Genomic DNA, 24,818 nt, shown 5'->3' on the forward strand with positions numbered 1-24,818 from the left:
AAGCGCAGGCCGCACCCGCGAGGGTAGCGGCCTTCAGCTTTTTGGCGCGGTGCCTGGCAGCGAGTTGATGACCGGATTGCCGTCCTGGTTGCGGGTCAGGTACACCGGCAACACCTTGGGCAGCGTGGTCACCAGGCTCTTGACCGCGGTGACGTCGTAGATGCCGCCGACCCGAATGTTGCCCGTGGCGCTGTCGGCCAGCATCACCGGCTTGCTGAGGTAGCGGTTGATCAGCGGCAGGGCCTCGCCGAGCGCCAGGTTGTCCAGCACCAGTTTGCCCTGGCGCCAGGCCAGCGAGCTGTCGTTGGCAGCGGTCTGGCTGATCAGTGGCTGGTAATCGCCCTGGCGATAACGCGCCTGCATGCCCGGATCGAGAGGCACGCCAGCGTCGGGGTGGCTGTTGTCGCTGTTCACCAGCACCGAACCTTCGAGCAGGGTGACCCGCACCTGATCCTCGTACATCCAGACATTGAACTCGGTACCGGTGACCCGGACCTGGCCGCTGGCCGCCTTGACCACGAACGGATGGGCGCTGTCGTGGCTGACCTTGAAGAAGGCTTCGCCTTTTTTCAGGGTGACCCGGCGCTGGTCCTTGTAGTTGCTGTAGGTCAGCTCGGTGCCCAGGTTGAGTTCGACCTGGCTGCCGTCGGCCAGGGTTACCTGGCGCATGCTGCCGTCGGCCTGAAAGTGCTCGTAGGAGGAGGGCAGCCAGCCCAGGCTCCAGCCGCTGTAGGCGGCCAGGGGCAGGGCCAGGGCGCTGATCGCCGCGGCCATGCCGTAGGCGCGCCAGGGTTTGCGCGACGCCGGCAAGGGCAGGACGGTGGTGGCTGGCGGACGTGGCAGATGGTCGGCGACTTCCCAGATTTCCTGCATCGCTTCGTATTCGAAGGCATGCAGCGGGTGGGCATCGCGCCATTGCTCGAAGGCCTGGCGTTCGGCGGCCGTACAGTCCGCGGCATGCAGACGCATGCACCACTGCGCGGCGGCATCGGTGATGGCGTCGTATTCGGCTTCTGTGAGGTGCTGTTCGCTCATTGGCTCTTCCTGGTTTCGCGCATTCTACCCTTCGCAGCCAGGCTTGTAGAACCGCCGTCATGGCTAATGCATATCAAAGTGCGGGTTATTTTTGGAGCAAAGCCTCTGAAACACAGGACTTTTGTCAGCAGTATCCACAGCGGGAGTGAAAAAATGATCAAAAATACCTTGGCCGCTGTCATCGCCACTGCCACCTTGCCGAGCTCCGGCGCGCGATCCTCGGCTGACAGCGTGTTGGTGGCGGCTCTGTCTCTTCCTGGCATCGCCTGTGCAAGGCCATGCCCGAGGTTGACAGGGCGCGCGCAAAGCGTTGTTTAATCGTCGGACGCACTCACCTGGGTGCCTTCTCATTCGCTGTAGCCCATTCCAATAATTAATCCGGAGCTCCAGATGTCTGTATCGCCCCCGGCTGTTGCAACACCGCAGGAACACCTGTCGCTCGAGGCACTGGTGAAACTGCTGGAAACGATCTTCCTGCGCCATGGCACCAGCGCCGAAGTGGCGCGTTGCCTGGCGCACAACTGTGCCGCTGCCGAGCGCGACGGCGCCCACAGCCATGGCGTGTTCCGTATTCCCGGTTATGTCTCGACCCTCGACAGCGGCTGGGTCAACGGCAAGGCTGTGCCGGTGGTCGAAGACGTGGCCCCGGCCTTTGTCCGGGTCGATGCGTGTAACGGTTTCGCTCAACCGGCGCTGGCGGCGGCGCGGGCGTTGCTGGTGGAGAAAGCGCGCCACGCCGGGATCGCCATTCTGGCCATCCGCAATTCCCATCACTTCGCCGCGCTGTGGCCGGACGTCGAGCCGTTCGCCGAGGAAGGGCTGGTCGCCCTGAGCGTGGTCAACAGCATGACCTGCGTGGTGCCCCACGGCGCCGATCGACCGTTGTTCGGCACCAACCCGATCGCCTTTGCCGCGCCCCAGGCCGGGGGTAACCCCATTGTCTTCGACCTGGCCACCAGCGCCATTGCCCATGGCGACGTGCAGATCGCCGCGCGCAAGGGCGAACGCCTGCCGCCGGGCATGGGCGTGGACGGCCTCGGCCAGCCCACCGACGATCCGAAAGCCATTCTCGAAGGCGGCGCGCTGTTGCCGTTCGGCGGGCACAAGGGTTCGGCGCTGTCGATGATGGTCGAGCTGCTGGCGGCGGCGCTGACCGGTGGAAATTTCTCGTTCGAGTTCGACTGGTCCAACCACCCGGGCGCGAAGACGCCCTGGACCGGCCAGTTGCTGATCGTCATCGATCCGAGCAAGGGCGCCGGGCAGAATTTCGCCGAGCGCAGCCAGGAGCTGATCCGGCAGATGCATGGCGTGGGGCTCAAGCGCCTGCCGGGGGATCGCCGGCATCGCCAGCGGGAAAAGTCCCGGCAACAGGGGATTGCCCTGGACGCCGCAGAGCTCAAGCACTTGCGGGAGCTGGCGGGGCTTTAACGCGCGGTTTCAAAACGCAAGGACCAGGCGAGCATGCTGCGAGCCTGGTCCTTTTTTTAGCGGTCGCGGGTGGCGCTGGCCGTTACAGAAAACCGGTTACGAACGACGCCCCAGCAACAAGCCCACCACCAGGCCGACGCCGGCGGAGATGGCCACGGTCTGCCACGGATGGCCGCCGATGTACTGCTCGGTAGCGTCCACCACTGGCTTGCTGCGCTCGCGCACGCTGGACACCGAGTCCAGTGCCTGCTTGAGTTTCAACCCGACCTGCTGGCGCAGGTTCTCGCCTTCCTCACCCACCAGCGATGCGCTGCTTTTCAGGAGCTTTTCCGATTCTTCGATCAACGCTTGAAGCTCGCTGAATTCCTGGTCCTTGATTTGTTCGTCAGCCGCTTGCGCAGCAGTTTTACGAGCCATTGAGTTACTCCTTGCGGGTCAGTGATGCGATGAACAATGGAGTCGCGGGGCCGGCGAAAAGTTGCAGATATTTTCTCCACCCGCTCCATGCCGGCGGGAAAACCCCAGCCGTCACAGTGTAAGATGTCGGCTATTTTACGCAGCAGGAAATTCCCATGAGCTTCAATCTGGCCAACAAGACTCTCGCCGAGCGTGCAGAGATCGAAGATGAAAAGTCCCGTCTGTTCGAGCTGTGGCAGAGCAACCTGGGCAAGGCCAAGGGCGAAGCCGCACGGTTGTTCGGCGAGCGCGGCAAGCGCAAGGGCAAATGGGCCGAATGGGTGCGTGCCGAGCTCGACGGCATGTCGCCACCGGAATACGCCAACATGGTGCGCAGTGAAGTCAATCGCCTGATGGCGGCGAACAAGTAAGCTCGAAACTGGCGACGATCGCCTCGCGCACTTTCAGCACCACCGGATCGATCTGCGCGCTGGTGCGCCAGCCCAGCTCGATGGGGTAACGCGGCAGGTCCAGCGGGCAGGGCAGCAGCGCCAGCCCGGTCAGTTCGGCGATGCTCCGCGCGGCGTGGGCCGGAATGGTCGCCACCGCCTGGCTGCCCTTGAGCAGATGGGGCAGCGCGGCGAAATGCGTGGTCGAGGCGCAGACCTGGCGACTCAGCCCCAGGGCCGCCAGACCCTCGTCGGTAATCCCGATAAAGCCTTGCGACGACACCAGCACATGCTCGCGGGCGACGAACTCGTCGAGGTCGATGACCTGCTGTCCCGGGGCCAGGCTCGCCGGGTCCGCCAGGCACAGATAACTGCCTTCCCCCAATACCTGACGGCTGAGCATGCGTTCGGCGAAACCGCCGGCGCTGATGGCCAGGTCGATGCTGCGCTGCAACAGCGCTTCGCCGACGATCTGGCTGTGGCTCTGGCGAAAGATCAGCCGCAGCTTCGGTGCCCGCCGGGCGACTTCCTCGATCAGGCGCCGACCGTAGGCAATCTCGAAATCGTCCGACAGCCCGATCGCCACCGAGCGGCCCTGATAATGGCTGGCATGGGGATCGACCATGGCCAGGCTCTGCCGGCATTTGTTCAGGGCCTCGCTGACCACCGGCTTGAGCTGGTTGGCCCGCAGGGTCGGCGCCAGGCCACGCCCGGTACGCACGAACAACTGATCGCCGTACAGCTCGCGCAGGCGCCGCAGCGCCGCGCTCATGGCCGACTGGGTGACGCCCAGGCGCAAGGCGGCGCGGCTGGCGCTGGATTCGTCATGCAGGGCTTCGAAGGCCTTGAGCAGGTTGAGATCGACCTGGGCGATATTCATCTGGTTCATATCATTCAGTATCAGGAGGGGCTTTCTGCATGATCGGCGAGGGCCGGACAATGGGCAACACTTCATCGCCACAGGAGTTTCCCCGATGTCCAAGTCCGTTGTCGCCGCGTTGCAGATCGGCTCCCTGCCAGGGGGCAAGGCCGATACCCTGGAGCAGATCCTGTCCTTTGAAGCCGCCATCATCGAGGCCGGCGCGCAGTTGGTGGTGATGCCCGAAGCCTTGCTCGGCGGCTACCCCAAGGGCGAGGGCTTCGGCACCCAGCTCGGCTATCGCCTACCGGAAGGCCGTGAAGCCTTTGCCCGTTATTTCGCCAATGCGGTCGATGTGCCGGGCGCGGAGACCGAGGCCCTGGCCGGCCTGGCGGCGCGCACCGGGGCCAACCTGGTGCTGGGGGTGATCGAGCGCGCTGGCAGCACCCTGTATTGCACGGCGCTGTATTTCGATCCGCAGCACGGCTTGGTGGGCAAGCACCGCAAGCTGATGCCCACCGGCACCGAGCGGCTGATCTGGGGCAAGGGCGACGGTTCGACCCTGCCGGTATTCGACACCCAGGTCGGCCGGGTCGGCGCGGTGATCTGCTGGGAAAACATGATGCCGCTGCTGCGCACCGCGATGTACGCCAAGGGCGTGCAGGTCTGGTGTGCGCCGACCGTGGACGAGCGCGAGATGTGGCAGGTCAGCATGCGCCACATCGCCCATGAAGGCCGCTGCTTCGTGGTCAGCGCCTGTCAGGTGCAGGCGTCACCCCAGGCACTGGGGCTGGAGATCGCCAACTGGCCGGCCGAGCGCCCGCTGATTGCCGGTGGCAGCGTGATTATCGGGCCCATGGGCGAGGTCCTGGCGGGGCCGCTGGTGGGACGCGCCGGCCTGCTGACGGCGCAGATCGATACTGACGAGCTGGTGCGGGCGCGCTACGACTACGACGTGGTTGGCCACTATGCCCGTCCGGATGTGTTCGAGCTGACGGTGGACGAGCGGGCCAAGGCTGGCGTGCGTTTCATTTGAGGCGACGCCACTCTTCGCGGGTGATTTCCCAGATATCACGGGGCAATCGCCCGCAGACGAAGTCGTCTTCGTCACTGCGGATCAGGCGCATGCCGGCGCGTTCGGAAATCCGCCGCGAGGCCAGGTTCGGAGCGGCCTTGGGCACCCGCATGACCTCACGCCCCAGCACCTCGAACCAGTACTCGGTGACCGCCGCGCTGGCCTCGCCCATATAGCCCTGGCCCTGCCACGCCGGAGCCAGCCAGAAGCCGCGGTTATTGTCGGCCTGGTCCATCAGGCTGACATTGCCGATCAATTGTTCCGGCGCGCTTTTCAGGCGGATCGACCAGTGCCATTCCTCGCCGCGCTCGATGGCCGGCAGCGCCAGGTCGCGCAGATACGTCAGGGCACCATCGGCAGGATAGGGCCAGGGCACCCGCGCGTTGAGGTATTGCACCACTTGCCAGTGCGCAAACTGCTGCTGAATGGCCTCGGCATCGGCCAGTTCCAGCGGACGCAGGATCAGGCGTTCGGTGTACAGGGTGGGTATCGGTTGCATGCTTGCGGCACATTCCTTGTGATTGGCCTTATAAGGGCGTTTCAGCGTCCGCCCAGCACCAGGCGTTCGCTGAGAAAGTCGACGAACACTCGCAGTTTCGGCAGCAGATGTCGACTGCCGGGCCAGAGTACCGAGAACTTGCCGCTGTCGATCTGGTAGTCGTCCAGCACCGACACCAGCGAGCCGTCGGCCAGGGCGTCACGCACTACGAAGTCCGGAACGAAGGCGATGCCCAGGCCCTGGGTGGCGGCGTGGATCAGCGATTCCAGGTTGTTGCTGGTCAGGGCGCTGCGTAGCAGCAGCGGTGGGGCGTCGGCGGGGAGGCGCAGTTTCCATTCCTGCAATTGCACAGTGCCGGGAAACTTGTAGCGCAGGCAGACATGTCGCTCCAGGTCACGTGGGCACTCGGGCAGGCCATGGCGGGCGAAGTAGTGGGGGGCGCTGACCAGCACAAAGCGGAATGGCCCCAGGGTGCGCGACTTGAGCTGGGAGTCCGCTAGCTCGCCGCTGCGGATCACCGCGTCGACGCCTTCGGCGATCACGTCGATCAGCCGGTCGTTGAAGTCCAGGTCCAGTTCGATCTCCGGGTAGCGTTCGGCGAACTCCGGCAGGATCGGCAGCAGCATGCGATAGCCGATGGCGGGCAGGCTGACCCGCAGCTTGCCGCGGGGTTTGTCGCTGATACGCGCCAGCTCGGCTTCGGCGTCTTCCACCTCGCCGACGATGCGCTGGCAGCGCTCGAAGAACAGCGTGCCTTCGTCGGTCAGGCTGATGCGCCGGGTGCTGCGATTGAGCAGGCGCACGCCGAGCCGTTCTTCCAGGCGCGCCAGGCTTTTGCCCACCGCCGAGGCGGAGATGCCCAGGCGCTCCGCCGCGCCGACAAAACTGCCGGCCTGCACCGTGCGCACAAAGGCCAGCATGCCACTGAGGTTATCCATGGGAATCTCGATTAGAGCATTAATGTCCGTAAAGAACGGACTTTAGCCCTGTTTTTGGGTGATTGCGGCGAATCTACCATTGATCGCACCCTAACGTTCCCCCTGAGGTGCCGATGAATTCGCCAACCGATATGCCTGTTGCCTTAGATCACACTGTCGCCGGCGGTTCTTCCTACGCCGTGCTGGCCGCGGTGTGCCTGGCGGCGCTGATCTTGCCGCTGACCTTCGTCGGCGTGGCCGTGGCGACCCCGGCCATCGGCCGCGAGCTGGGCGGCGGCCCCCTGGCCCTGAGCTGGATCACCAATGCCTTCATGCTGAGTTTCGGCAGCGCGCTGATGGCCGCCGGCACCCTGGCCGACGAGTACGGACGCAAGCGCGTGTTCAGCCTCGGTGTCGGCCTGTTCGCCCTGACGTCGCTGGCCCTGGCTTTCGCGCCTTCGGTGCTGTGGCTCGACCTGTTGCGGGCGGTGCAGGGGCTGGCTGGCGCGGCGGCGCTGGCGGGCGGCTCGGCGGCTTTGGCCCAGGCGTTCGAGGGCCCGGCGCGGACCCGTGCCTTCAGCCTGCTGGGCACCACCTTCGGCGTCGGCCTGGCATTCGGGCCGATCCTCGCTGGGGTGCTGATCGAAGCCTACGGCTGGCGCTCGATCTTCGTCTCCGGGACCTTGATCGGCGGCCTGTCGCTGCTGTTCGGCGTGCCGCGCATGCCTGAGTCCCGCGACCCGGACGCGGCGGGGGTCGACTGGCCCGGCACCTTGAGTTTCACCGCGGCGCTGGTGGCGCTGACCTGGGGCATTTTGCAGGCGCCGCAAAGCGGCTGGGGCAGCCCGCTGGTCTGGGGGCTGCTGCTGGTGGCGCTGCTGGCGTTGCTGCTGTTTATCGTGGTGGAGCTGCGGGTCAAGCGGCCGATGCTCGACCTGTCGCTGTTTCGTTACCCGCGCTTTGTCGGCGTGCAGCTGCTGCCGATCGCCACCTGCTATTGCTTCGTGGTGTTGTTGATCCTGCTGCCGATCCGCTTTATCGGCGTGGAAGGCTACAGCGAGATCGATGCCGGGCTGATGATGATCGCCCTGTCCGCGCCGATGGTGGTGGTGCCGTTGCTGGCCGCGTGGCTGACCCGCTGGTTCGGTGCCGGGACTCTGTCCAGCGTCGGCCTGGTGATTGCCGCGCTCGGGCTCTATCTGCTCAGCCGGATCGCCCCGGGGCAGGCACCGGCGGCCAATGTCTTGCCCATGCTGTTGATCGGCTTCGGTGCCGGTTTGCCCTGGGGCTTGATGGACGGACTGTCGGTCAGTGTGGTGCCCAAGGAACGGGCGGGGATGGCCACCGGCATCTTCAGCACCACCCGGGTGGCGGGCGAGGGCATTGCCCTGGCCCTGGTGGTGGCCCTGCTGGCCGGCTTGCTGCAACTGTCCATGGCCGCGGCGCTGCCGGAGCATCCGCAACTGTCGCTGGCCGCGCAACAGTTGGCCAGCGGCAACCTGCAGGCCAGCGTGGCCTTGTTGCCCGAGCTGGGCCGGGAGCTGCTGCTCGGGCTCTATGCCAAGGCCTTTACCTGGCTGCTGTATGCGCTGATCGCCATCACCCTGGTCGCGGCGCTGGTGGTGCGGCTGATGCTGCATGAGCCGCGCCGGACTTGAGGGCGTTCAACGAAACTCGAAGAACTCGTAGTGCAGGTTGCGCTCGGGAATCGCGTATTCGCGCATCAACGCCTTGACCCGTGCCAGCAAGCCCTTGGGCCCGCAGAAACTGATCTGGATCTGCCGTGGATCGGTTTCGCTGGCCAGCCGTTGCAGGGTTTCGCCCAGGCGGTCGGCGCCGTCGGTGTGGCCGATGAAAGCCACCCCGCGCTGCTCGGCCAGGCCCTGCAAGGTTTCGAGGCTGGGGAAGGCCCGTGACGGGTTGCAGCAGTACACCAGGGTCGCCTGGTCGAAGCGCCCGGCGGCGGCATCCTGCAGCCATGAGATAAAGGGTGAGATGCCCACGCCACCGCCGATCCAGATTTCCCGGCCGGCATCGAGCCGGCGCTTGAAGCGGCCATAAGGCGCATAGAGGTCGGCGAGCATGCCGACCTTGACCTGCTGGCGCAGCTTCTGGGTGTAGTCGCCCAGGGCGCGGATCACGAACTCGATGCGCCCGTCGCTGGCGTGAGCGCTGGCGATGGTGAAGGGGTGCGGTTCGCGCAGGCCTTTTTCGCGCATGGCGAGAAAGGCGAACTGCCCGGCCTTGAAGGCGAAACCGCGATGCAGCGGAGTCAGCTCCAGGTGCAGGGAATTTTTCTCCAGGGTCACGGCGCTGACCCGGTATTCGCCGGCCTTGGCCAGCAACGGATAGAGCAGCAGCTTGTACAGGGCGCCAAGCAGGCCCAGGCCGCAAAGCGCGGTGAGCCAGATACCCGAGGGGTTATCCAGGGCAATCGGCGACTTGAAGCTCAGCCAATGCAGGATGACGATCGCGAACAGCGGCCCGGACAGCTTGTGCCACCAGCGCCACTGGCCGTAGGGAATGTTGCGGTTCAGCGCCAGCAGCACGATCAGGCCGAGGGCGACATAGCTCAGTTGGCGCACCATGCGCGTCCAGTACTTGGACAGCTCGATGATTGGCACGCTTTGCCAGAGATCCAGGTTGGCCTTGAACACCAGGTGGTAGCTGGCGAAAACCAGCGCCCAGATGCCCAGCCACTTGTGGCTTTCATAGACCCGGTCGAGGCCGCCGAACAGCCGCTCGACCCAGCGCCAGCGGCTGGCCAGCAGGCAGGATAGGGCCATATAGGCCAGCGCCGTGGCGCCGAGGACCAGGCTCAGGGTGGCGGAGGTCAGCCAGGTATCGCTGGGGATTTCCAGCAGCACGGTGAGGGTGGTGATCAGCAGGACGCCGACCACCGAGTACCAGGTTCTCAAGGGGGACACCTCCAGAAAAATGGCGCCAGTGTCGGCGCACAGGATGGGTCGCAGGCTGCGGGCGGGTCAGGGCGCAGCCAGGTGAGGGCGCATTTTACTGGCGAAGCGGCAGTCCTGGGCTGATCTGCATCAGCGCCTGCTCAGCGCGGGTCGGGCAAGGGGTTTTCCACCAGCCAGGCCTGGGCGAAATCCAGGTAGGCGCGGACGATGTTCGAGGGCGGGCGCTGGTTCGGATACAGCAGGTGCAGCTGTTGTTCCGGCATCGGCAGGCGCGGCAGCAGGGCTTGCAGACGACCGTCGCGCACGGCTTCGGCGGCGAGAAAGGCCGGCAGCTCGGTGACCACCTTGGCGGTCAGCGCCAGTTGGCGCAGGTGCAGGTAATCGTTGGCGGCGAACAGCGGGTCGGGGCTGTAGGACTGGTCGCCCAGCTGCCACTGTTCCCGGGCATCGGCCTGGCGCGACCAGACGGCACAGGGGAATCCGCGAAGGTCGGCGGGGGTTTGCGGGGTGCCGAGGCGCTCCAGCAGCAGCGGGCTGGCGACCAGCATATGCCGGTAGCTGCCGAGCAGGCGCGCCGGGCGCTCCTCGTCGAACAGCGGCCCGGCGCGCAAGGCGACGTCGATGCCGTCTTGCGCCAGGTCGCTTTCCCGCTCACTGGTATAGACCGCGACCTGGACCTCGGGATGGCGCCGCTGGAACTCGGCCAGCAGCTTCCACCAGCTCTCGAATGCCGCCGGCACCGACACACTCAGGCGGCCCTGCAAGTGCATTCGATCATTTCTGACAGCCTGTTCGCCCTCGGCCAGGGCTTCGATACCGCGGCTGGCGTGTTCATAGAGCTGGCTGCCGGCGGCGGTCAGCCGGGTGCCGCGGGTGGAGCGTTCCAGCAGTTGCACGTTGAGGCTGCGTTCCAGTTCACGAATGCCCCGGCGGATGGTGGCCAGCGGTAGTTGCAGCAGGTTGGCGGCGGACGAAATGCTGCCGCATTGGACCACGCTGACAAACATCCTGGCGGCGTTGAGATCCATGAGCGCTCCCTGTCGAATGTAGTGGAAAGCCTATCAGCTGCGGCTCTGCCCGATCAAAAATGCGCGGTCCGCGGGCGATTTTCATCGACGGTTTTTCTCCCGCGCGGTGGGTGTTGGGAGGGGGTGTGCCAGGGATGGCCACGACAACTGTGTTCTCGACCCGGCGGCATGCGTCTAGCAGCGGTAGCTTCGCGGCGGTGCGAGGCACGAAGTGCGAGTCTGAACATGCAAGCGTTGTTGAACGAGATCCTCGACGAGGTCCGTCCCTTGATTGGCCAGGGCAAAGTGGCCAGCTACATTCCGGCGCTGGCCGACGTGCCGGCCAACCAGCTGGGGATTGCCGTGTATGGCAACGATGGCCAGGTGTTCAGCGCCGGCGATGCCGATACGCCGTTCTCGGTGCAAAGCATTTCCAAGGTGTTCAGCCTGGTGCAGGCCATCGGCCATTCCGGCGAGGCGATCTGGCAGCGCCTGGGGCATGAGCCGTCCGGGCAGCCTTTCAATTCCCTGGTGCAGCTGGAGTTCGAGCGTGGCCGTCCGCGCAACCCGTTCATCAACGCCGGGGCGCTGGTGATCTGCGATATCAACCAGTCGCGCTTCGCCGCGCCAGCGCTGTCCATGCGCGATTTCGTGCGACGCCTGTCCGGCAATATGCAGGTGCTGGTGGACGGCCGCGTCGCCGATTCGGAATACCAGCACCGCGCGCGCAATGCGGCGATGGCCTACCTGATGCAGTCCTTCGGCAACTTCCACAACGACGTCGAGGCGGTGCTGCGCAGCTACTTCAGCCACTGCGCGCTGCGCATGAGTTGCATCGACCTGGCGCGGGCCTTCTGCTTCCTGGCCAACGACGGCTTTTGCAAGCACAGCGGCGAGCAGATCCTCACGGCGCGCCAGACCCAGCAGGTCAACTCGATCATGGCCACCAGCGGCCTGTACGACGAAGCCGGCAATTTCGCCTACCGCGTCGGCCTGCCGGGCAAGAGCGGCGTGGGCGGCGGCATCGTCGCGGTGGTGCCGGGGCAATTCACGGTATGCGTGTGGTCGCCGGAATTGAACGCGGCGGGCAATTCCCTGGTGGGCATGGCGGCGCTGGAATTGCTGAGCCAGCGCATCGGCTGGTCGGTGTTCTAGGGGCGGGGAGTTGGCGACGGCTGCGCCGCCGATCGCAGGCTGCGCCAGCGGCTACAGGGACGCGGTGTCTGTGTAGCCGCTGCCGAGCTTGCGAGGCTGCGCTCGGTTTGGGCGGCATTCCGACACAGCAACCGCAAAGCCTGAGTCCACGATCTGTCTGGATAAGCGTGCCGGTTGGTTTTGCGAGCGCTGCGCGTGCGATTACCAGGTGAAGTTGGCGGTCTTGGGCAGGCTCAGCTGGCCTTTTTCGACGAAACGCATCGTGCCGAACGGGCCGCCGGCGAGCTTGCCGCGCAGCACGTAGGGCAGGTCGTCGAGGCTTTGCGTCTGGCTCAGGCCCAGGGTCTGGCGCAGCACGGCGAAGGCCGAGACGCTGACCGGCACCACCAGCACGCCTTCGGAGAAACGCCCGATGCTGCCACTCTGGTCGCTGACCCCGGAGGCCAGCGGCCGGCCGTTGACTTCCAGGTCCAGGGCCACGCCGTTGTAGTTGATCGCGGTTTCGTTGGGGTTCTGCAGGCGCAGCTTGACTGCGAAGCGCACTTCCAGGTCCTGGCTGGGCAAGGGCTCGATACCGACCACATTGATATTCAGCGGATCGTGCTGGGGAAACAGGGCGCAGGCGCTCAGGCTGAGCAACAGTAAGGAAAGGGTGAGGCCGAGGAATCTGCGCATTGGAAGCTCTCTGCGGGTAAGGAGGCAGTAGCGAATCTAGCGCGACCAGGTCTGCACCACAAACCACGATGTCAAGAACGCCCGGTTTCTGTAGGAGCCAGGCTTGTCGGCGATTGGGCCGGCAGGGCTGGTATTGGACTTGAGGCCGGGCGTTTGGCGGTGCGGCTAATGACGCCATCGCGAGCAATCGAGCGTCGACAGGCTGCTCCTACAGAAGCAGCCGTTCCTGCAAGCGTCGACAGGCTCTACAGAAATGCATTGCGCTTACGCGTTGGCCTTGGCGCTCATATCCGGGTCCTGCATGACCTTGAGGGTCGCCGCTTCCGGGTCGAACTCGTCTTCTTCCAGCTCGATGAACTCTTCCGGCAGGAAGATGTTCAGCAGGATCGCGCACATCGCGCCCACGGTGATCGGCGATTCGAAGATGTTGTGCAACGCCTTGGGCAGTTCGCGCAGGACTTCCGGCACCGCCGCCACGCCCAGGCCCATGCCCAGGGAGATCGCCACGATCAGCACGTTGCGTCGATGCAGCCCGGCTTCGGCGAGGATCTTGATCCCGGCCACGGCCACGGTGCCGAACATGATCAGGGTCGCGCCGCCCAGCACCGGCTTGGGCATCAGTTGCAGCACCGCGCCGATCACCGGGAACAGCCCCAGCAGCACCAGCAGGCCGGCGATGAAGTACGCCACGTAGCGGCTGGCCACGCCGGTCAGCTGAATCACCCCGTTGTTCTGGGCGAAGGTGACCATCGGCAGGCTGTTGAACACCGCCGCCACCATCGAGTTGAATCCGTCGGCCAGCAGGCCGGACTTGATGCGCTTGATGTACAGCGGGCCCTTGACCGGCTGCTGGGAAATCATCGAGTTGGCGGTCAGGTCGCCGGCCGCTTCCAGGGGCGAGATCAGGAAGATCACCGCCAGTGGAATGAAGGCGATCAGGTCGAAGGAGAAACCGTACTTGAACGGCACCGGCACGCTGACCATCGGCACGTCCGGCATCGCCGCCATATCGACCCGGCCCAGCAGCCAGGCGACCACGAAGCCCAGGGTCAGGCCGATGACGATCGAGCCCAGGCGCAGCATCGGGTGACTGAAGCGGTTGAGCACGACAATGGTCAGCAGCACCAGGGCGGCCAGGCCCAGGTTGCTGGCGGCGCCCAGGTCCGGCGCGCCGAAGCCGCCGGCCATGTCGGTGACCGCCACCTTGATCAGCGACAGACCCATCAGAGTGATGATGGTGCCGGTCACCACCGGGGTGATCAGCTTGCGCAGCTTGCCGATGAACTGGCTGAGGAACATCTCGATAAAGGCCGCGCAGAAGCAGATGCCGAAGATGGTCGAGAGGATGTCCTCATTGCTACCGCCACGGCCCTTGACCATCAGCCCGGCGCTGAGCAGCACGCTGATAAAGGAAAAGCTGGTGCCCTGCACGCACAGCAGCCCGGAGCCGATTGGTCCCAGGCGCCGGGCCTGGACGAAGGTGCCCAGGCCCGAGACGAACAGCGCCATGCTGATCAGGTAGGGCGTTTCGTTCTGCAGGCCCAGCACGCCGCCGAAGATCAGGGTCGGGGAAATGATGCCGACAAAACTCGCCAGCACATGTTGCAGCGCGGCGAAGATCGCCGCGCTGAAATGCGGGCGGTCCTCCAGGCCATAGATCAGGTCGGACTTGTAGCGCGGCGTGGAGCGATCAGGTGCGGTCATGGGAAAAAGCCTGCCAATGACGTGTCGATAGGGCATGAAACACGTGGAGAAAAGGGGCGCGACGCGGGCTGTCGGAGGACGTAAGGCAAAATCTGCGGACCCGGTCAGAAAAATGGAGGCGCAGGATGCCAGAAAGGTGCCCGGGCCAGAAGGGCCAGCCGCACAATCCCCCAGACACACCGGTCCCTGTAGCCGCTGCCGCAGGCTGCGATCGGCAACGCAGTTGCCGCAAAACCTGAGCCTGCGGTACATCAGGCAGAGTGCGCTGTCCGGATTGCGGCCGCTTCGCGACCGATCGCAGCCTGCGGCAGCGGCTACGGGGTTTACTACTGACAGATCCTGACAGGGGGCTCTGCTAAGCTGCGCCGATCTTTCCCTGTCGAGCCTGATGCCATGTCGCGCACCACGCGTTTGTTGACCCTGTTGCAAGTGCTGCGCGGCAAGCGCTGCCCGGTGACCGCCGCGGCGCTGGCGGCCGAGCTTGCGGTGTCCGAGCGCACCCTGTACCGCGACATCGCCGAGCTGACGGCCCTGGGCGCGCCGATCCACGGCGAGGCCGGGATTGGCTATGTGCTGCGCAGCGGCCTGTTCCTGCCGCCGCTGATGCTCAACGCCGACGAGACCGAGGCCATCGTTCTTGGCCTGCGCTATGTCGACCAGCGTGGCGACGAAGTCCTCGGCAAGGCCGCCGCCGATGCCCTGGCAAAGATCGCCGCGGTGCTGGCGCCGGCGGCCCAGGAAGCCTTGCACAACCCGACGGTGCTGCCCGGTCCGCCGGCGTACCGCTACCCGGAAAACGTGGTGCCGCTGAATGTGTTTCGCCAGGCGATCCGCGAGCAGGCCAAGCTGCACATCGATTACGCCGACGTGAACAAGACACCGAGCCAGCGCCTGATCTGGCCGCTGGCCCTGGGCTTTATGAACGAGGCGCGGGTGATCGTCGCCTGGTGTGAGCTGCGCGACGATTTCCGCACTTTTCGCACCGACCGCATCGCCGCCGCGAGCGAGCAGGGCCAGCGTTATCCGGGACGGCGCAGCGACCTGTTGCGCACCTGGCGCCAGCGCATGCAACTGGACGATGCCGGGCGTTTCACTCCTGACAAGAATTGACGCGACGGCGTTTTAGCATGGCTCCAGCAACGATAAACAAGGAGCCGCAGCACCATGTCCAGCACAGCCATTTCTCTCGCGCCGGCCATCGCCGCCTACCTCGCGGCCACCAATGGTCGTGACAGTTCGGCGGTGGCCAGTTTCTTCGCCGAAGACGCCCAGGTGTTCGATGAGGGCCAGCATCAGGCCGGCACCCGGGCCATCGCCCAATGGATGGAAGACACCGCCCGCCGTTACCAACCCCGGCTCGAGGTGCTCAAGGTCCAGCAACGCACTGGCAAGGTGCTGGTGGACAACCTGATCTCCGGCAGCTTTCCCGGCAGCCCGTTGGAACTGCGCTACGTATTCCGCCTGGACGAGCAGGGCAAGATCGCCCGGCTGGATATTTCGTTGTAGCCGTCGCGCCCGCGCTCGCTGTAGCCGCTGGCGAAGCCTGCGATCGGCAACGCAGTTGCCGCAAAACCTGGGCACGCGGTGTATCAGGTAGAACGCGCGGCCCGGATTACGGCAACGGCGTTGCCGATCGCAGCCTCGCGCTGCTCGGCAGCGGCTACACAGGCGCCGCGTTCCCTGTAGCCGCAGCGGTCGCCAGGTGAGGCATGGCATACTGCGCGGCCCCTTTGCGGATGCGTGGATCCCATGCCTTTCGATTCCCCCCTCAGCGCCTATCAGTACGCCCTCCAGGAGCGCGGTTTCGTCGCCGACGAGGCCCAGGAGCGGGCGATGCTGGCCCTGCAGCAGTGTCATGTCGCCCTGCATGAAGGGCGACGCTCGATCACCGGGGTCTATCTGTGGGGCCCCGTGGGGCGGGGCAAGACCTGGCTGATGGACCAGTTCTATCAAAGCCTCGAGGTGCCGGCGCGGCGTCAGCACTTCCACCATTTCATGGGCTGGGTCCATCAGCGCTCGTTCCAGCTGACCGGCACCGCCGACCCGCTGCAGGCCCTGGCCCGCGAGCTGAGCGAAGAGGTGCGGGTGTTGTGTTTCGACGAACTGTTCGTCAACGACATCGGCGACGCGATCATTCTCGGGCGCCTGTTCCAGGTGATGTTCGAGCAGGGCGTGGTGATGGTCTGCACTTCCAACCAGCCGCCGCAACAGCTGTATGCCGACGGCTTCAACCGCGAGCGTTTCCTGCCGGCGATCGCCGCGATCGAGGCGCATATGCAGGTGGTGGCGGTGGACGGCGCCCAGGACCATCGCCTGCACCCGGGGGCGGCCATCCAGCGTTATTGGGTCACCCCGGCCGGCCAGCCCAGCGCCCTGGGCCCGGTGTTCGAACAACTGGCGGCGGGGCAGGCGGTGTCCAGCGCGGTATTGTCGGTGGGCTACCGCGAGGTCCGGGTGATCAAGGCCAGCGAGGGGGTGCTCTGGTGCCGTTTCGCCGACCTATGCGAGCAGCCGTTCGCCGCCATGGATTTCATGGCCCTGTGCGACCGCTTCAGCGCGATCCTGCTCAGCGAAGTGCCCGAGCTCAGCGCGCAACAGCGCCCGGGGCGGATTGCCCGGGGCACCGAGGATGGCGCCGAGCGAGTGGTGGCGGGCGATCGCGAGCTGCCGCAGCTGTCGGTGCACGATGACAGCGTGCGGCGTTTCATCGCCCTGGTGGACGAGTGTTATGACCGCAAGGTGCCGCTCTACCTCGAAGCGCGGGTGCCGATGGAGGCGTTGTACACCGAGGGCTACCTGGAGTTTCCATTCCGCCGTACCCTCAGTCGTCTGAAGGAGATGCAGCTGCAGCGTTTCGGCTGAGCACGCCTGATCATTACAAGGGAGACCTGACCGTGAACCAGCCCCTGTCCCATCATCTGCTGACCATGGCTTACCAGAACGCCTGGGCCAATCACCGCCTGGGCAAGGCCTGGGAAATACTGGACCCGAGCGAGCTGGCGGCGCCGCGGGTGAGTTTCTTTCCCAGCCTGAAAGCCACCCTCAACCACATCCTTACCTGCGACTGGTTCTACGTCGACGCGCTGGAGCGAGAGCTGCGCGGCGAGGCGCCACGGGCCGACTGCTATGTGTTTTTCGAGGTCGAGGAGCCCTTCGACCAGGCCGCCGACCTGCGCCGCGAGCAGGCGCTGGTGGACCGCCGGCTGATCGCCTATTGCGAACAGCAACGGGATGTGGACCTTGCGCGCATCGTCACCATCGCCCGGGAAAACCCCCAGCGCGATACCCGGTTGCGCCTGCTTTCGCACCTGTTCGAGCACCAGTTGCATCACCGTGGCCAGGTGCACGCCATGCTCAGCGGTACCCGGGTGGCGCCGCCGCAGCTGGACGAGTTCTTCTGCGCGGGCGAGGCGGCACTGCGCGCCGAGGACTTTGCCGAGCTGGGCTGGAGCGAAGCGCAGATCTGGGGCGCGGAGGCGGTCGAGGAAAAAGAACGGTAGCGCTTGACGCGCTAGCCGTTCGTTTGGTCATGTGCCGATGTTTACAATCGCTCTCCCGGGGACCCGCCCGGTTCAATAACTGTTGAGGACAAACATGGACGTTGCAGACGTATTGGTACTCCAGGCCAGCTACACCAACCCGGTACACGCCGAGGCGATCGCCCTGGTGCTCAACCACTATGCCCAGGACCCGATGGGCGGCGGCCAGCCATTGGACGCCGATCTGTTGCGGCAATTGCCCGGCGAACTGGCCAAGCGCCCCCACGCGTTCAGCGTGCTGGCCTTTGTCGGTGGCGAACCGGCCGGCCTGGTGAATTGCTTCGAGGGCTTTTCCACCTTTGCCGGCCGGCCGCTGGTCAATGTGCACGATGTGTCGGTGATCGATAAATTCCGCGGCATGGGCCTGAGCCAGAAGATGCTGCACAAGGTCGAGGAGATCGCCCGCCAGCGCGGCTGCTGCAAGATCACCCTGGAAGTGCTGGAGGGCAACGCCGTGGCCCAGGCGTCCTACCGCAAGTTCGGCTTCGACGACGCCAGGCTCGACCCGAGCCATGGCCGGATGCTGTTCTGGAACAAAACCCTGTAAGCCCCTGGAGCCCGCCGCCCGATGAACTCATCTCCCCTGGATGCCCCCGTGACCCGCCGTGACAGTGCCTGGACGGTGTTCCTGGTGTTCCTGCGGCTGGGCCTGAGCTCCTTCGGCGGGCCGGTGGCGCACCTGGGGTATTTCCGCACCGAATTCGTCCAGCGCCGCGCCTGGCTGAGCGAGGCGGCCTATGCCGAACTGATCGCCCTGTGCCAGTTCCTCCCGGGGCCGGCCAGCAGCCAGGTGGGCTTTGCCCTGGGCTGGTCGCGGGCGGGGCTGGCGGGCGCGCTGGGCGCCTGGCTGGGTTTCACCTTGCCTTCGGCGCTGATCCTGATTGCCCTGGCCATGGGCCTGAGCGGTAGCGGCACAGGGTTGCCCGGCGGGCTGGTGCATGGCCTGAAGATCGTCGCGGTGGCGGTGGTGGCCCAGGCCCTGTGGGGCATGGCCCGTGCCTTGTGCCGCGGGCCGCTGCGCATGCTGATCACGCTTGTCTCGGCGATCAGTGTGCTGCTCTGGCCGACCACCCTTGGCCAGGTCTGCGTGATGTTGCTGGCGGGGATGATCGGCGCAGGCCTGCTCCAGCCGACTTTCGACAACCGCGAGGACGGCCTGGCGATCGCGGTCGGCAAGCGCACGGGCTATCTGGCCCTGGTGCTCTTTGCCCTGTTACTGGCGGGCTTGCCACTGCTGGCCGGGCTCTGGCCCAGCCTGTCGCTGCTGCTGGCCGATGGTTTTTATCGCGCCGGTGCCCTGGTGTTCGGCGGCGGCCATGTGGTGCTGCCGTTGCTGCAGAGCGAGGTGGTCGCACCGGGCCTGCTGAGCAACGATCTGTTTCTCGCCGGTTATGCCGCCGCCCAGGCGGTGCCGGGGCCCTTGTTCTCTTTTTCGGCTTTTCTCGGCGCGGCCATCGACGGCTGGCGCGGCGCGCTGCTGTGCCTGACGATGATTTTCCTGCCGGCCATGCTGCTGATCGTTGGCGTCCTGCCGTTCTGGCAGCACCTGCGCCACCTGGGCCGGGTCCAGGCCGCGCTGGCCGGCGTCAACGCGGCGGTGGTCGGCCTGCTGGCGGCGGCGCTGTACGACCCGCTGTGGACCAGCAGCATCCTCAAGCCGCTGGACCTGGGGTTGGCCCTGCTGGCCCTGGCCGCGCTGATGCGCTGGAAGCTGCCGCCCTGGCTGGTGGTGCTCGCCGGTGGCGCCGTCGGCCTGCTGCTGGAGGCCTGACGCCAGCGTCGTCAGGTGCGCGGCGGGTGATTGAGTCGGGCAAACACCAGGCGGAACAGGGTGAAGCTGCCCGGCACGCTGCTGACCTCGGTCCGGCCCTGATGCAGGTTCATGATCGAGCGCACGATCGCCAAGCCCAATCCCGTACCGCCTTCGGCGCGCGAGCGGCTGCTGTCGACCCGATAGAAACGCTCGAACAGATGCGCCAGGTGCTGCTCCGGGATACCGGCGCCGGGGTTGCCCACCGACAGCGACACGCTCGATTCATGCTCCTCCACCAGGATCGAAATACTCGACGCCCGGGGGCTGTGGCGGATGGCGTTGGACAGCAGGTTGGAGATCGCCCGCTGGATCATCAGGCGGTCGCCATACACCAGGCCATCGCCGGACAGGCTGATGCCCAGGTGCTTTTCCTCGGCGCTCAGGGCGAACAGTTCCGTGACCCGCCGCGCTTCCTCGCCCAGGGATATTGCTTCGAACGCCACCTGGGAGGCCGGGTGGCTGACCTGGGCGAGGAACAGCATGTCGCTGACGATCCGGGTCAGGCGCTCCAGCTCCTCGGTGCTCGACTCCAGTACCGCCTTGTACTCGTGGGGCGGGCGCTCCCGGGACAGGGTGACCTGGGCCTTGCCCATCAGGTTGGTGATGGGCGAGCGCAGCTCGTGGGCCAGGTCGTCGGAGAATTGCGAGAGCTGCTGCACGCCGCCGTCGAGCCGGTGCAGCATGAAATTGATGCTGTGGGCCAGCTCGGCCAGCTCCCTTGGCAGGTTGTCCGGCGACAGCCGATGGGTCAGGTCCTGGGTGGTGACCTTGGCGGCCACCCGGCTGAATTGCTGCAACGGCGCCAGGCCACGCTGCACCACCCACCAGGCGCCGATGCCGATCAGCATCAGCAGCAGGGGCAGGGCGATCACCGTGGAGCGCAGGTAGGCGCTGAGCAGCGCCTGGTCGTTGGCCCGGTCCAGGGACAGTACCACCCGCACCTGTTCGCCATTGCGCAGGCTGACCAGGCTGGAGGTGCTGAGCAGCCGGTTGCCGGCGCTGTCGAGCCAGTCGAGGAATACCGGGCTTTCCGGCCGGGTCAGGGCTTCGGGCAGCGGGCCCAGGTTGCGGTTGCCGATGTTCAACAGCGGTTCGGCCTGGGGATCGGCGGCGAAAATGCTCAGGTGCAGGTTGTCGTGGCCCATCACCAGGTCCAGCAGCGAATGCGGGCGGGCGGCGATATCGCCGGTCTTCAGGTCGCTGGTCAGGGTGTGGCGGATCTGTTCGAGTTTGCTGTCCAGGCTTTCCCGCGCCAGGCTGCCCAGCTCGTGGCTGAGGGCCAGGTAGGCCAGGGTCGCGAGCAGCAGCACCAGGCCGGCACCCATCAGGCTGACGGTCAGGCCCAGGCGCATGGACAGGCTGCTGGCGGTGCGTTGCGCGGCTTTCATTGGCGCACTTCCAGGACATAACCGACGCCACGGATGGTATGGATCAACTTGATCTCGCTGGCATCGTCGATCTTCGCCCGCAGGCGGCTGATGGAGACCTCCACCACGTTGGTGTCGCAGTCGAAGTTCATGTCCCAGACCAGAGAGATGATCTGGGTGCGGGTCAGCACCTCGCCCGATTGGCGCATCAGCACCTGCAACAGGGTGAACTCCTTGGTGGTCAGGTCGATGCGCCGCGAGCCGCGATAGGCCCGGTGCCGGCGTGGGTCGAGCTCCAGGTCGGCGACCCGCAGGGTGTCGCTCGCCGGCAGGTTCTCGCTGCGCCGCAGCAGGGTGCGCACCCGCGCCAGCAACTCGGGAAACTCGAACGGCTTGACCAGGTAATCGTCGGCCCCCAGGTCCAGCCCCTTGACCTTGTCGGCCAGGCGCCCGCGCGCCGAGAGCATCATCACCCGGGCGTTGCTGTCCTTGCGCATGTCTTCCAGCACCTGCCAGCCGTCCTTTTCCGGCAGATTGACGTCCAGAATCACCAGTTCGTAGTTTTGCTGTTCGATCAGGTAAAGCCCGTCGACACCGGTGGCGGCGCGGTCGACTACATACCCGCTTTCGGTCAGGCCCTGATGCAGATAATCGGCAGTTTTACGCTCGTCTTCGACAACCAGAATGCGCATGGAAAAGTGACCTCTTGATCATTAATACGATTTCAATGGCGCTGGATATGAAGTTGTTGTTGGACCAGCCATAAAACCCGCGAAGTGGCTGCTGATAAATAGCCTCAGCCGTTTGGGTCGGGGGAATGCTCAAGCCTGAAGTGGCTTTAGGGTCAAGATTTAAAGTGCCTGATATCAATGGCTTGTGCCTGTTTTCGACAGCCGGTTAGCTGGCTGTTCCAACAGCAAGCCAAGCGAAGTGATTCAAACCGATCATGTGTTATTTACTGTTTCAATATATGTCTAAGTTTGGCGGAAACTTATATTAATACAGCCGGTAATGACGGTTGCTTAGATGGCGTAATTGTCATTTTGACGTCAGAAAGTTGATAACCCATGGTCATGTCGCTGATATCGACGGCAATAAAAAAGGCGCCCGTGAAAGGGCGCCGGAAGATCCTCTCTGGCAAGGGAGCATAATCGCCAGAGAGGAGTAGAGCTCGGGGTGTTTCAGGCGTCCGGTTGCGCGCTGGCGCGGGTCGGGTCCTCGGCGGGTGCCTGGGGTTTTTTCCCGTTCTCGGAGGACGTCTGTTCGCTATCGGTGCGGGGTATCTGCTGGCTGATGGGGAAGTTATCCCAGTAGTGCTTCATGCGTTCAGCGCCGCCTTCGGCGAACGCTGCACCCGAGCTGGCAATCATCAGACCGGCGAGCAGGAGTGTGGAGGCTTTCATATGCGATGTCCCATTGACGGTGATCGGTATCCGTTGCGTCCCTGTAACGAAGCAGTGAGGGAAGTCTGGCGCGATCTTATTAACTAGGGGTTAACAGGACGCTGAAGGCGGGATGACAATGCTGTCATCCCGGATGAGAGGCGCTGACGGCCCACAGATATGAGCCGTGTAGGAAGAAGGGCGGGTTACAGCTTCCAGTCCAGGCTCAGGGTCAGGGTGCGCGGTTCGCCCCAGTAGACGCCGTTATAGAAGCCGACCCGTTCGTAGTACTTCTTGTCGAACAGGTTGGTGACGTTGAGCGAGGCCGACAGGTGCGGGTCGAACTCGTAGCGCGACATCAGCCCGGCCACGCTGTAGGCCTGCTGATGGATGCGGGTGTTTTCGGTGACGATGCGCCCGTTGCCGTCGCGCCCCACCGGCCGCCGGCTGCTGCCGTAGATCTCGCTTTGCCAGTTCAGGCTGCCGCCGACGGTCAGCGCCCGCCACTGGCCCGGCAGGCGATAGGCGGTCGACAGGCGCAGCATGTTCATCGGCTCGCCGCCGTTGGCTCGCTGCTTTTCACCGTCCAGGGCGTGGGTGTAGGTGTAGCCGGCGGTGAGGTTCCAGCCCGCGAGGATTTCACCCGAGACCTCGGCCTCGAACCCCTGCACCTTGCCGCCTTTGCCACCCGACTTGTAGAACTCCTCGCCAGTGACCGGGTCCGGCGGCACCGAGCTGTCCAGTTCGGCGACGTTGTCCTGCTTGCTCCAGAACACTGCGGTGACCAGGTTCAGGCGCTCCTCCAGCAGGCTGCCCTTGAGCCCCAGCTCGTAGTTGCTGCCGACCACCGGTTCCAGGTATTTGCGGCTGGCGTCGCGCTGGGTCTGGGGCTTGAAGATGTCGGTGTAGCTGACATACACCGTGTATTGCGGGGTGAGGTCGTACAGCAGGCCGGCGTAGGGGGTCCACATGTCGTTGTGCTGCTGGCGGGTGTCCTCGAGGCTGGTCAGCTGGTTGTTGGCGTCGTAGCGGCGAGAACGACTGTGGGCGCTCCAGCTGCCGTAACGGCTGCCGAGCACCGCATGCAGGTCGTCGCCCAGACTCAGGCGGGTGGCCAGGTAGCCGGCCTTTTGCCGGGTGCTGTCGCCGGAACCGGGCAGGTTGGTCACGGTGTCGGGAAACTTGGCGATGCCGCCCATGTATTTCCAGTCGGCGATGCTGGCGTAACCCGGTGGTGTCGGGCCGCCGACGGTGTAGGGTGACGACTCGCGGCGCTCGGCCTCGCCGTAGCCCAGCATCAGCTCATGTTCGCGGCCCAGCAGGCTGTAGGGGCCGGCCAGGTTGAAGTCGTACACGCGCATTTTCTGCGTGCCGATCATATGGCTGGCCCAGGCGGTCATGCCCGAGCGGTCGGCTTCCGGGAAACCGGCACCGCCGTAATAGACCTTGCCGTCGCTGTCGCTGTCGCGGTGGGTGTAGGCGGCTTTCAGGTGCCAGTCGTGGCCCAGGCGCTGGTCGAGGGTGGCGAAGGCGGTCTTGTCCCTGAGCGGCCAGGAGCTCCAGTGCGCCGCCATGTTGGTGGAGCGCGGCAGGTTGGCCTTGCCGCCCGCGGCATTCCAGTAGGGCACGGTGCCCCAGGAGGTGCCCTGGACCTGCTTGTCCTGATAGTCGTAGCCCACGGCCAGGGTGGTGCTGTCGGTCAGGTCGGCCTCGAGAATGCCGTAGCCGACTTCCCGCTGCAGCTGGTAGTGGTCGCGAAACGACTGGCTGTCGCGATAGGCCAGCACCGTGCGCCCGCGCAGGCGTCCGTCGAACCCCAGCGGGCCGCCGACGTCGACGTAGCTGTAGTAGTTGTCGTAGCTGCCGCCGCTGACACCGGCCTTGGCCGCCCACTCGTGGGTCGGTCGCTTGCGCACCATGTTGACGGTGGCCGAAGGGTCGCCGGCACCGGTGGTCAGGCCGGTGGCGCCGCGGACCACCTCGATGCGGTCGTAGATGATGGTGTCCGCATCGGACTTCATGCGGGTGAAGGTGTTGAGCATGCCATCGATCTGGAAGTTGTTGATGGAGTAGCCGCGGGAGGAATAGCTCACCCGGTCGGAGTCCAGGTGCTGGACCACCACCCCGGTGGTTTGCCCCAGCACCTCGGACAAGGTGTCGAGTTTGAAATCGTCCATCTGCTGGCGGGTCACCACCGACACCGATTGCGGGGTTTCCTTGATCGACAGGTTCAGGCGCGTGGCGGTGCTCATGCTGCCGGTGGTGTAGGAGCCGGTATTTTCCGTGGTGGCACCCAGGCCCTGGGCGGTGACGCTGGTGGCATCGAGCTCCAGGGTCCTGGCGCCGCGGTCGGGGTCCCGGGCGGGTTCGCTTTCGGCCAGCAGCTCGGGGCTCAGAACCGCGCCGTACAGGCCGAATGTCAAAGTCATGGAACGGGTGAATGGCGCGAGCATCGCTGCCGTCTCCTTGTCGTCGAGGGAAAAAATCCGTTTGCACTGAGACGAAAAGGCGGAAGGGTATTTAGCTTAAACGAGAATAATTATTATCTTCTGGATGCAAAAATGCCCCATGAAGGGGCATTGAGGGCCGGTATTACGGGG

The 24,818-nt window shown here is 65.2% G+C and carries 24 protein-coding genes; 11 read left to right on the top strand and 13 right to left on the bottom strand.

Translation table 11 applies throughout. The features are described from left to right. Positions 1–33: 33 nt before the first annotated feature. Positions 34–1,035, bottom strand: coding sequence for a FecR family protein (locus tag BMY68_RS06425; protein ID WP_085530947.1), 1,002 nt, complete (start codon positions 1,033–1,035; stop codon positions 34–36). Positions 1,036–1,425: 390 nt separating this feature from the next. Here BMY68_RS06425 and BMY68_RS06430 point away from each other — a divergent pair, with 390 nt between their 5' ends. Then, entirely contained in the window at positions 1,426–2,463 is a 1,038-nt protein-coding gene (locus BMY68_RS06430; protein ID WP_085530946.1) for an Ldh family oxidoreductase, read from the top strand. Positions 2,464–2,559: 96 nt separating this feature from the next. Here the strand turns inward: BMY68_RS06430 and BMY68_RS06435 are convergent, their stop codons facing one another. Beyond that, positions 2,560–2,880, bottom strand: a complete 321-nt coding sequence (locus BMY68_RS06435) for an ElaB/YgaM/YqjD family protein (protein WP_009043722.1) — start codon at positions 2,878–2,880, stop codon at positions 2,560–2,562. Positions 2,881–3,035: 155 nt separating this feature from the next. Between BMY68_RS06435 and BMY68_RS06440 the strand changes: the two genes are divergently transcribed. Continuing rightward, positions 3,036–3,290, top strand: a complete 255-nt coding sequence (locus tag BMY68_RS06440) for a hypothetical protein (protein ID WP_007928582.1) — start codon at positions 3,036–3,038, stop codon at positions 3,288–3,290. Here the strand turns inward: BMY68_RS06440 and BMY68_RS06445 are convergent. Continuing rightward, positions 3,262–4,197 (bottom strand): LysR family transcriptional regulator, encoded by a 936-nt coding sequence (locus tag BMY68_RS06445; protein WP_085530945.1) that lies wholly within the window; start codon positions 4,195–4,197, stop codon positions 3,262–3,264. The two genes, BMY68_RS06440 and BMY68_RS06445, sit on opposite strands and share 29 nt — an antisense overlap. Before the next feature lie 85 nt (positions 4,198–4,282). On the opposite strand from BMY68_RS06445, the gene BMY68_RS06450 reads away from it, so the two are divergent. Beyond that, positions 4,283–5,203: a carbon-nitrogen hydrolase family protein gene (locus BMY68_RS06450; protein ID WP_085530944.1), complete on the top strand. Its 921-nt coding sequence runs from the start codon at positions 4,283–4,285 to the stop codon at positions 5,201–5,203. Here BMY68_RS06450 and BMY68_RS06455 read toward each other — a convergent pair. Both BMY68_RS06455 and BMY68_RS06460 read right to left on the bottom strand, forming a co-directional pair. Next, the gene (locus BMY68_RS06455) at positions 5,196–5,741 is read right to left on the bottom strand and encodes a GNAT family N-acetyltransferase (RefSeq protein WP_085530943.1); all 546 of its coding nucleotides are present in this window, start codon (positions 5,739–5,741) and stop codon (positions 5,196–5,198) included. The two genes, BMY68_RS06450 and BMY68_RS06455, sit on opposite strands and share 8 nt — an antisense overlap. A gap of 41 nt (positions 5,742–5,782) precedes the next feature. Next, positions 5,783–6,679, bottom strand: a complete 897-nt coding sequence (locus tag BMY68_RS06460; protein WP_085530942.1) for a LysR family transcriptional regulator — start codon at positions 6,677–6,679, stop codon at positions 5,783–5,785. 113 nt (positions 6,680–6,792) lie between these two features. On the opposite strand from BMY68_RS06460, the gene BMY68_RS06465 reads away from it, so the two are divergent. Next, positions 6,793–8,316, top strand: a complete 1,524-nt coding sequence (locus BMY68_RS06465) for an MFS transporter (RefSeq protein WP_085530941.1) — start codon at positions 6,793–6,795, stop codon at positions 8,314–8,316. A gap of 6 nt (positions 8,317–8,322) precedes the next feature. On the opposite strand, the gene BMY68_RS06470 is transcribed toward BMY68_RS06465, so the two are convergent. Together BMY68_RS06470 and BMY68_RS06475 are read right to left on the bottom strand one after the other, a co-directional pair. Then, positions 8,323–9,576, bottom strand: coding sequence for a ferredoxin reductase family protein (locus BMY68_RS06470; RefSeq protein WP_085530940.1), 1,254 nt, complete (start codon positions 9,574–9,576; stop codon positions 8,323–8,325). A gap of 140 nt (positions 9,577–9,716) precedes the next feature. After that, positions 9,717–10,604 carry a LysR family transcriptional regulator gene (locus BMY68_RS06475; protein WP_085530939.1) on the bottom strand — a complete coding sequence of 296 codons (888 nt, stop codon included), beginning with the start codon at positions 10,602–10,604 and terminating at the stop codon, positions 9,717–9,719. A 225-nt stretch (positions 10,605–10,829) separates the two neighbouring features. Here BMY68_RS06475 and glsB point away from each other — a divergent pair, with 225 nt between their 5' ends. Continuing rightward, positions 10,830–11,738 carry a glutaminase B gene (gene glsB / locus BMY68_RS06480; protein WP_009043730.1) on the top strand — a complete coding sequence of 303 codons (909 nt, stop codon included), beginning with the start codon at positions 10,830–10,832 and terminating at the stop codon, positions 11,736–11,738. A gap of 201 nt (positions 11,739–11,939) precedes the next feature. On the opposite strand, the gene BMY68_RS06485 is transcribed toward glsB, so the two are convergent. Next, positions 11,940–12,413 (bottom strand): LEA/WHy family protein, encoded by a 474-nt coding sequence (locus tag BMY68_RS06485; protein WP_009048850.1) that lies wholly within the window; start codon positions 12,411–12,413, stop codon positions 11,940–11,942. A 264-nt stretch (positions 12,414–12,677) separates the two neighbouring features. Next, positions 12,678–14,117 (bottom strand): nucleobase:cation symporter-2 family protein, encoded by a 1,440-nt coding sequence (locus BMY68_RS06490; RefSeq protein WP_085530938.1) that lies wholly within the window; start codon positions 14,115–14,117, stop codon positions 12,678–12,680. A gap of 393 nt (positions 14,118–14,510) precedes the next feature. On the opposite strand from BMY68_RS06490, the gene BMY68_RS06495 reads away from it, so the two are divergent. The 6 genes from BMY68_RS06495 to chrA all read left to right on the top strand — a co-directional run bounded on the left by BMY68_RS06495 (position 14,511) and on the right by chrA (position 19,427). Beyond that, complete coding sequence (locus BMY68_RS06495) at positions 14,511–15,227, top strand: helix-turn-helix transcriptional regulator (protein ID WP_062825795.1); 717 nt, start codon at positions 14,511–14,513, stop codon at positions 15,225–15,227. A 54-nt stretch (positions 15,228–15,281) separates the two neighbouring features. Beyond that, on the top strand, positions 15,282–15,623 hold the full coding sequence (locus tag BMY68_RS06500; protein WP_085530937.1) for a nuclear transport factor 2 family protein: 342 nt from the start codon (positions 15,282–15,284) through the stop codon (positions 15,621–15,623). 243 nt (positions 15,624–15,866) lie between these two features. Then, entirely contained in the window at positions 15,867–16,979 is a 1,113-nt protein-coding gene (zapE, locus tag BMY68_RS06505) for a cell division protein ZapE (protein ID WP_085530936.1), read from the top strand. 32 nt (positions 16,980–17,011) lie between these two features. Further along, a complete protein-coding gene (locus BMY68_RS06510) occupies positions 17,012–17,617 on the top strand; it encodes a DinB family protein (RefSeq protein ID WP_085530935.1) in 606 nt (201 codons plus the stop codon). Positions 17,618–17,711: 94 nt separating this feature from the next. Continuing rightward, positions 17,712–18,203, top strand: a complete 492-nt coding sequence (locus BMY68_RS06515) for a GNAT family N-acetyltransferase (RefSeq protein ID WP_085530934.1) — start codon at positions 17,712–17,714, stop codon at positions 18,201–18,203. Positions 18,204–18,224: 21 nt separating this feature from the next. Beyond that, positions 18,225–19,427, top strand: a complete 1,203-nt coding sequence (gene chrA / locus BMY68_RS06520; protein ID WP_085530933.1) for a chromate efflux transporter — start codon at positions 18,225–18,227, stop codon at positions 19,425–19,427. Positions 19,428–19,438: 11 nt separating this feature from the next. On the opposite strand, the gene BMY68_RS06525 is transcribed toward chrA, so the two are convergent. From BMY68_RS06525 to BMY68_RS06540, 4 genes are all read right to left on the bottom strand, one after another. Then, entirely contained in the window at positions 19,439–20,857 is a 1,419-nt protein-coding gene (locus BMY68_RS06525) for a heavy metal sensor histidine kinase (RefSeq protein WP_009043739.1), read from the bottom strand. Then, positions 20,854–21,528: a heavy metal response regulator transcription factor gene (locus BMY68_RS06530; protein ID WP_009043740.1), complete on the bottom strand. Its 675-nt coding sequence runs from the start codon at positions 21,526–21,528 to the stop codon at positions 20,854–20,856. Before BMY68_RS06530 ends, BMY68_RS06525 begins: the two co-directional genes overlap by 4 nt. A gap of 489 nt (positions 21,529–22,017) precedes the next feature. After that, on the bottom strand, positions 22,018–22,239 hold the full coding sequence (locus tag BMY68_RS06535) for a hypothetical protein (protein WP_009043741.1): 222 nt from the start codon (positions 22,237–22,239) through the stop codon (positions 22,018–22,020). Between the two features lie 185 nt (positions 22,240–22,424). After that, positions 22,425–24,671, bottom strand: coding sequence for a TonB-dependent siderophore receptor (locus tag BMY68_RS06540; protein WP_085530932.1), 2,247 nt, complete (start codon positions 24,669–24,671; stop codon positions 22,425–22,427). Positions 24,672–24,818: the final 147 nt, after the last annotated feature.

This window comes from Pseudomonas sp. NFACC41-3 (assembly GCF_900109505.1).
In the GTDB taxonomy this organism is placed as follows: domain Bacteria; phylum Pseudomonadota; class Gammaproteobacteria; order Pseudomonadales; family Pseudomonadaceae; genus Aquipseudomonas; species Aquipseudomonas chlororaphis.